Origin of the sequence: Salinivibrio sharmensis (genome assembly GCF_001995985.1) — a bacterium.
GTDB lineage: Bacteria > Pseudomonadota > Gammaproteobacteria > Enterobacterales > Vibrionaceae > Salinivibrio > Salinivibrio sharmensis.
Map to the genome: position 1 here is coordinate 35,089 of NZ_MUFC01000023.1, position 6,182 is coordinate 41,270.

At 53.3% G+C, this 6,182-nt stretch carries 8 protein-coding genes; all 8 read right to left on the minus strand.

Translation table 11 applies throughout. The annotated features are described in order from the left end of the window. Positions 1 to 26: 26 nt before the first annotated feature. The 8 genes from tolA to cydA all read right to left on the minus strand — a co-directional run bounded on the left by tolA (position 27) and on the right by cydA (position 6,006). Complete coding sequence (gene tolA, locus BZG74_RS14520) at positions 27 to 1,082, minus strand: cell envelope integrity protein TolA (protein WP_392397601.1); 1,056 nt, start codon at positions 1,080 to 1,082, stop codon at positions 27 to 29. A 9-nt stretch (positions 1,083 to 1,091) separates the two neighbouring features. After that, positions 1,092 to 1,538, minus strand: coding sequence for a protein TolR (gene tolR / locus BZG74_RS14525; protein ID WP_077773238.1), 447 nt, complete (start codon positions 1,536 to 1,538; stop codon positions 1,092 to 1,094). Between the two features lie 3 nt (positions 1,539 to 1,541). Next, the gene (tolQ, locus tag BZG74_RS14530) at positions 1,542 to 2,228 is read right to left on the minus strand and encodes a protein TolQ (RefSeq protein ID WP_069361239.1); all 687 of its coding nucleotides are present in this window, start codon (positions 2,226 to 2,228) and stop codon (positions 1,542 to 1,544) included. Further along, a complete protein-coding gene (gene ybgC, locus BZG74_RS14535) occupies positions 2,225 to 2,632 on the minus strand; it encodes a tol-pal system-associated acyl-CoA thioesterase (protein ID WP_069361251.1) in 408 nt (135 codons plus the stop codon). The genes tolQ and ybgC overlap by 4 nt, the downstream gene beginning before the upstream one ends. A gap of 230 nt (positions 2,633 to 2,862) precedes the next feature. Beyond that, on the minus strand, positions 2,863 to 3,159 hold the full coding sequence (locus BZG74_RS14540) for a cyd operon YbgE family protein (protein ID WP_158020671.1): 297 nt from the start codon (positions 3,157 to 3,159) through the stop codon (positions 2,863 to 2,865). Beyond that, on the minus strand, positions 3,152 to 3,259 hold the full coding sequence (gene cydX / locus BZG74_RS14545) for a cytochrome bd-I oxidase subunit CydX (RefSeq protein WP_021024361.1): 108 nt from the start codon (positions 3,257 to 3,259) through the stop codon (positions 3,152 to 3,154). The genes BZG74_RS14540 and cydX overlap by 8 nt, the downstream gene beginning before the upstream one ends. A 15-nt stretch (positions 3,260 to 3,274) precedes the next feature. Next, positions 3,275 to 4,411 carry a cytochrome d ubiquinol oxidase subunit II gene (cydB, locus tag BZG74_RS14550; RefSeq protein WP_077459135.1) on the minus strand — a complete coding sequence of 379 codons (1,137 nt, stop codon included), beginning with the start codon at positions 4,409 to 4,411 and terminating at the stop codon, positions 3,275 to 3,277. An 11-nt stretch (positions 4,412 to 4,422) separates the two neighbouring features. Further along, positions 4,423 to 6,006 carry a cytochrome ubiquinol oxidase subunit I gene (cydA, locus tag BZG74_RS14555; RefSeq protein ID WP_176719629.1) on the minus strand — a complete coding sequence of 528 codons (1,584 nt, stop codon included), beginning with the start codon at positions 6,004 to 6,006 and terminating at the stop codon, positions 4,423 to 4,425. Between the last annotated feature and the right edge of the window lie 176 nt (positions 6,007 to 6,182).

Below are 6,182 nucleotides of genomic sequence, written 5' to 3' on the forward strand. Positions count from 1 at the left end.
TTCCATCATGTTTGGTATCCTGTCGTTTAGTTAGGTCTAACGGTCAACTCGATATCACGTAGTTTGGCAATAATATCGCCATCTTCCGGCATTGGAAACTGAGACACAGACGCCACCGCGGTCTTGGTCGCGCGGCACAGTCGCGTGTTGCCCGCCTTTTCTTCCACATTAAGTAGCAGGCCAGTGGGCGACAAGCGCATATTCACCACACACTCTTGGCCACTTAAGCCATCGTCAACGATAAGGCGTTGCTGGATCATCTGTGTAAAAATGGCGCCGTACCGCGCCACTTCGTCTTGAATAAATTGCCCGCGCGCGCTTTGCCGCTGGCTGGCTTCTGACTCAAGGCCTGAGAACAAATCGTTCAGCGCCGCCTCTTGCTCTTGTTGTCGTCGCTTCGCCTCCTGGGCTTTGCGCTCTGCTTCCTTGCGTGCTTGTTCGGCTTTGCGCGCCTCTTCTTCCGCTTTTTTACGTTCAGCAAGCTTGCGCTGTCGCTCAGCTTCGGCTTTTTTCGCTTCTTCCTCGGCTTTACGTTGCGCAGCGAGCTTTTCTTGCCGCGCTTTTTCCGCTTTCTCCGCCGCGAGTTCCGCTTTGCGCTTCTCTTCTAACTTGCGCTGGCGTTCGCGTTCGGCCCGCTCGGCTTTTTGCTTGGCAATACGCGCTTGCTCTTCCGCTTTGGCCTGTTGCTCGGCAATCCGCTTTTGCTCTTCCCGTGCTTGGCGCTCAGCTTCTAGCTTTTGTCGCTTCACGTCGCGAAGGCGCTGCTCTTCTTGCTCACGCTGCTGCTCAAGACGTTTCGCTTGCTGCTCTAACCGTTTGAGTCGCTCCGCTTCTTCACGCTTTGCCTGGTTACGTTGCTCACGAATTTTCTTCGCCTGTGCATTGACCACGGCCGGATCAATCACTGTGGCATCAATCGCAAGCCCCGCTTTAGGGGTTGGCGTTGAGTCAGAACTAAAGTCTGCGCCCCACAACAGCACAATCACTAACACCAGATGCAACACGGCTGATATCGCCAGCGCGGGCATCAGCGAGTCTTTGCCTGATTTTTTGTGGGTTGGTTTATCGTTTGGCTCGTTCATCACCCTCACCTACGACTCGTACGGCTCGGTCATTAAGCCCACTGACGACACGCCAGCTTGGTTTAATGCATCAAGCGTCAGGATGATTTCTGAATAAGGCACCCGGCCATCACCGCCCACTAACACCGGCGATTTGGGGTTTAGCTGCAGCTCAGCTTTAACGCGCACCAGAATTTCTTCCAAGCTCAAACCGCGCGTCATATCGCCATTATTGACACTGAGTCCGAGTTGGCCGTCTTTATCCACTTCCACAATGATAAAGGAGCCGCTGTCTTCCTCTTCTGCTAGCTCTGCCGCGGTTTTCGCTTGTGCCGTTTGTGGCAGATCCACATCCACGCCCTGCGTCACGAAGGGGGCGGTCACCATAAAAATAATCAGCAGTACCAGCATCACATCAATGTAGGGGACGACATTGATTTCCGCCGTCATCTTGCGCCGCTTAGGTTGATACGCCATGGATCACTCCTGGGTTGCCGCAAACGCTTGACGATGAAGAATGCTAGAGAACTCTTCCATAAAGTTCATGTAGTTGTGCTCAAGTTTGCCCACTTTAGCCGTCAGACGGTTGTACGCCATCACGGCGGGGATCGCGGCGAACAGGCCCATTGCGGTTGCCACCAAGGCTTCAGCAATCCCGGGCGCCACCATCGCCAGCGTGGCCTGCTTTACCGCGCCCAAAGCGATAAAGGCGTGCATAATGCCCCAAACGGTGCCAAATAGGCCGATGTAGGGGCTGATTGAGCCCACCGTGGCCAAAAATGGCAGATGGGTTTCCAGCTCTTCCACCTGTTTTGATAGCGACACACGCATCGCCCGCGACGTGCCTTCCATTACCGCTTCAGGCACTTTGTCGTTGCTACGGTGCAATCGCGCGAATTCTTTAAAGCCGGCGTAAAAAATCTTCTCGCTGCCGGTCAAATTGTCTTTGCGCGCTTGCACTTCTTGGAATAGTTGAGAGAGATCGATCCCAGACCAAAATCTGTCTTCAAAGCGTTCCGCTTTGCTAAACGCTTGCTGCATGACCTTGGAGCGTTTGATGATCATCGCCCAAGACACCACTGACATACCCAGTAATATCAGCATCACTCCCTTGACAAGCAAACTTGCTTGCAAAAACAGGTCGAGAATGGAAAGTTCAGCGGTCACGTCATCATCTCCGATTTAATCTGTGTTGGAATCGATTTGGGTTTCATGTTTTTTGGGTCGACACAGGCTATCTTAACCGTCGCCGCACACAATGCTTTTTGATCAGAATTCACCAAGCTTTGACAAAACGTCATGCTGGCGCGCCCCATGGCTGACACTGTAGTGACAACCTCCAGCGCGTCATCAAGCCGAGCGCCACGGTGAAAATCAATGTCCATGTGACGTACCACAAAGGCCGTATGCTCGGCAAAGAGCGCTTGTTGATTGACACCGATCTCACGCAACAGTTCAGTGCGTGCTCGCTCAAAGTAATTGAGGTAATTAGCGTGGTAAACCACTCCCCCGGCGTCCGTGTCTTCATAATACACACGGATGGGCCAGCGAAACGGCGTTGATTCTGTCATGTCTTTACCCATGATCGGTTTTCGATAGGCAATTACTATACCTAAGTTGTGGATGTATAGAAATGCCGAGACCGCGCGGCTGGCGCATTGGTCGCCCATCAAGCGGTCGAGAAGTGATGTGCTGCAAAAAACGCGCAATTACTCACGCTAGAGTGATGAAAAAAGCACCACTCGGGTGCTTTTGTCATTCATTTGTCACTTTGCACTTGCTCACCGAGCGGTTGACTCAACTAGCGCAGCCACATCAAGGCGAGCAAAAGAAGGGAGACGCCCCACCCCAATGGCGGCCAGGTGAGCCATCGGCTCCACTTGCCTTGCGCGGTGAAACCGACCGCATGGATCACCCCGACGCAGGTCGCGTAGAGCAGCCCCACGCCCATCGGAAACGTCACCCCACCCATGCGCTGAGCAAAGGCTTCTGGCGCCCACATCACTTGGCCGCCCCAGCACAGGGCACTGGCCAATGAGAGCAGCCGCCAAAGGCCAGAAAAATCCTGGCCTAAGGGAGCAGGTTGGCGCTCACTCATTGTCGTGATCCATCGCTTCGGTGTGCTCCAACCATAAGGCATTGATAATGCCAAAGGCGCATGCCAGCAGCACACCAAGAATCCACGTGAAATACCACATATGCAAGCTCCTTAATCAGTACAGTGAATGGGTGTTGTCTTCAATATATTGCGCGTCTAAACGACCAAACATCTTAATGTAGCACCACAGGGTGTAAGCCAAGATAATCGGCACAAACACTGCGGCGACGATGGTCATGATCGACAAGGTCAGCTCGCTTGAGGTGGCATCCCACATGGTCAAGCTGTGACCCGGGAAAGTGCTCGATGGCATCACAAACGGGAACATCGCGATCCCCGCGGTCAAAATCACGCCCGCCACGGCTAAACTCGAGAACAAGAAGGCCCAGCCGCCGCGCTCAAGACGTGACGCCAGCAGTGCCAGCAAGGGCATCACCGCACCGACCAGAGGTGCTAACCAGAGAATTGGCATCGCTTGGTAGTTACGCATCCAAGCCCCGCTTTGCAGTGCGACCTCTTTTGCCAGTGGGTTAGACGCCGCTTGATTCGCCGCATCACTGACCACCACAAAACCATCCATATTTTGTACCCAGAAGCCTGCCGCCACAAAGAGGACTGTGGTAAGCAGTGCACAGAGCTGAGCCACATTACGTGCACGTACGTGCAGCGCATCGGTGGTTTTCAGTTGCAGCCAGGTTGCCCCTTGCAATACCACCATAAACAAGCTCACCAGCCCACACACCAAGGCGAACGGATTAAGCAGCGCAAAAAAGCCGCCTGTGTAGGTTGGGATCAAAAGATCGCTAAGCTGGAACGGGACCCCTTGTAGGAGATTACCAAAGGCGACCCCGAAAATGACCGGTGGCACAAAGCCCCCCAGCACCAGGCCCCAATCCCACGCGGTGCGCCAGCGCGGATCATCGATTTTTGAGCGATAGTCAAAGCCCATGGGACGGAAAAACAGCGCCGCCAGCGTGACCACCATCGCGATATAAAAACCAGAAAAGGAAACCGCATACACCAACGGCCAAGCAGCAAAGAGCGCCCCGCCAGCAGTCACTAACCAGACTTGGTTACCTTCCCAGTGAGGGGCAACAGCATTAATCATCACCCGACGTTCGCTGTCGGTTTTGCCGATCAGGGTAAGCAAAGCGCCCACCCCCATATCAAAGCCATCGGTGACGGTAAAGCCAATCAGTAACACGCCTATCAGCACCCACCAGATCAGGCGTAACATTTCATAATCAAACATGCTCTCTCTCCTTATGCTTCAATCTGGCGGCTGAAATCCGCTTCTGGATTGCCTTTTTGTTCAAAGTGGTAGCGGCCAGTTTTCAGGCTGCTGGGCCCAAGGCGGGCAAACTTGAACATCAGATAAAGCTCGGCGACGAGGAAAACGGTGTAGAGCGAGCAAATCGCCACCATCGAGAAAATAATATCGCCAGCGGCCAGGTTAGACGCCGCAACATGCACAGGGAGGATTTCCCCCACCGCCCAAGGCTGACGGCCATACTCGGCAACAAACCAACCGGCTTCGCATGCGATCCACGGCAGCGGAATACCAATCAGCGCAAGCTTCAGTAGCCAGGGTTTTTCATCGATACGCTGACGGCAGGTTTGCCAGAACGCCATGCCAAAAATAAACAGCATCGCAAAGCCACAGGCTACCATGATCCTGAAGCTCCAGAACAAAGGCGCCACTTGCGGAATAGAGTCTTGCGCCGCTTGCTGAATTTGCCCTTCCGTCGCATCCACCACCTTATCGGTGTACGGTTTGAGGAGCAGGCCATAACCGAGATCGTTTTTCACTTCATTGAACGCGGCTTTGGTTTCCGGTGATTTCTCGCCGGCACGCAGTTTTTCCAACAACGCATACGCCTGCATGCCGTTGCGGATACGAGTCTCGTGCTCAGCGATCAAATCGGTTAAGCCTGTCACTTCTTTATCCAATGAGCGCGTGGCAATGATCCCCATCGCATAAGGGATTTTGATCGCATAATCGGTCTGCATGGTTTCTTGATTCGGCAGCCCCACCACGGTGAACGCCGCTGGCGCTTCCTCGGTGTGCCATTCGGCCTCAATCGCTGCCAGTTTGACCTTCTGCACATCGCCCAGCTCGTACCCGGACTCATCACCTAAGATGATTACCGACAAAATAGCCGCCATGCCAAACGAGGCGGCAATCGCAAACGAGCGGCGGGCAAAGGCAATATCACGGCCTTTGAGCAGATAGTAAGCGCTGATCCCCAGAATGAACATCGCCCCTGTGGTATAGCCAGCGGCAACGGTGTGAACAAACTTCACCTGTGCGACGGGGTTAAAGACCACATCAGCAAAGCTCACCATCTCCATACGCATGGTTTCAAAGTTAAACTCTGAACCCACGGGGTTTTGCATCCAGCCGTTGGCGACCAAAATCCATAGCGCGGAAAAGTTAGAGCCTAACGCCACCAGCCAGGTAGTGACCAAGTGTTGACGCTTACTGAGACGATCCCAACCAAAGAAGAACAGGCCCACAAAAGTGGATTCAAGGAAGAAGGCCATCAGCCCTTCAATGGCAAGCGGGGCCCCAAAAATATCCCCGACATAGTGGGAATAGTAGGCCCAGTTGGTTCCGAATTGAAACTCCATGGTGAGGCCAGTGGCCACCCCAAGCGCAAAGTTAATTCCAAACAGCTTGCCCCAAAACTTGGTCATGTCTTTGTAGATTTGCTTGTCGGTCATCACGTATAACGATTCCATGATGGCCAGCAAAAATGCCATGCCCAGAGTTAAAGGAACAAACAGGAAGTGATACATCGCGGTCAGCGCAAACTGCAGCCGCGATAAATCGACGATATCGGTAATCATGGTCACTCCTTTACACCGTTTTCGGTGCCGATACTGGCGTATCGCTCGTTTTACTCTCTCACCCAACACGGCAGTCAAAACAACTGGCTGGCGCGGGGAAAGCTACACACTTCTTAATTGACTGCTTGCATGTTACACAGTTGAAACACCAAGGTTATTCTATAGTTAAATTT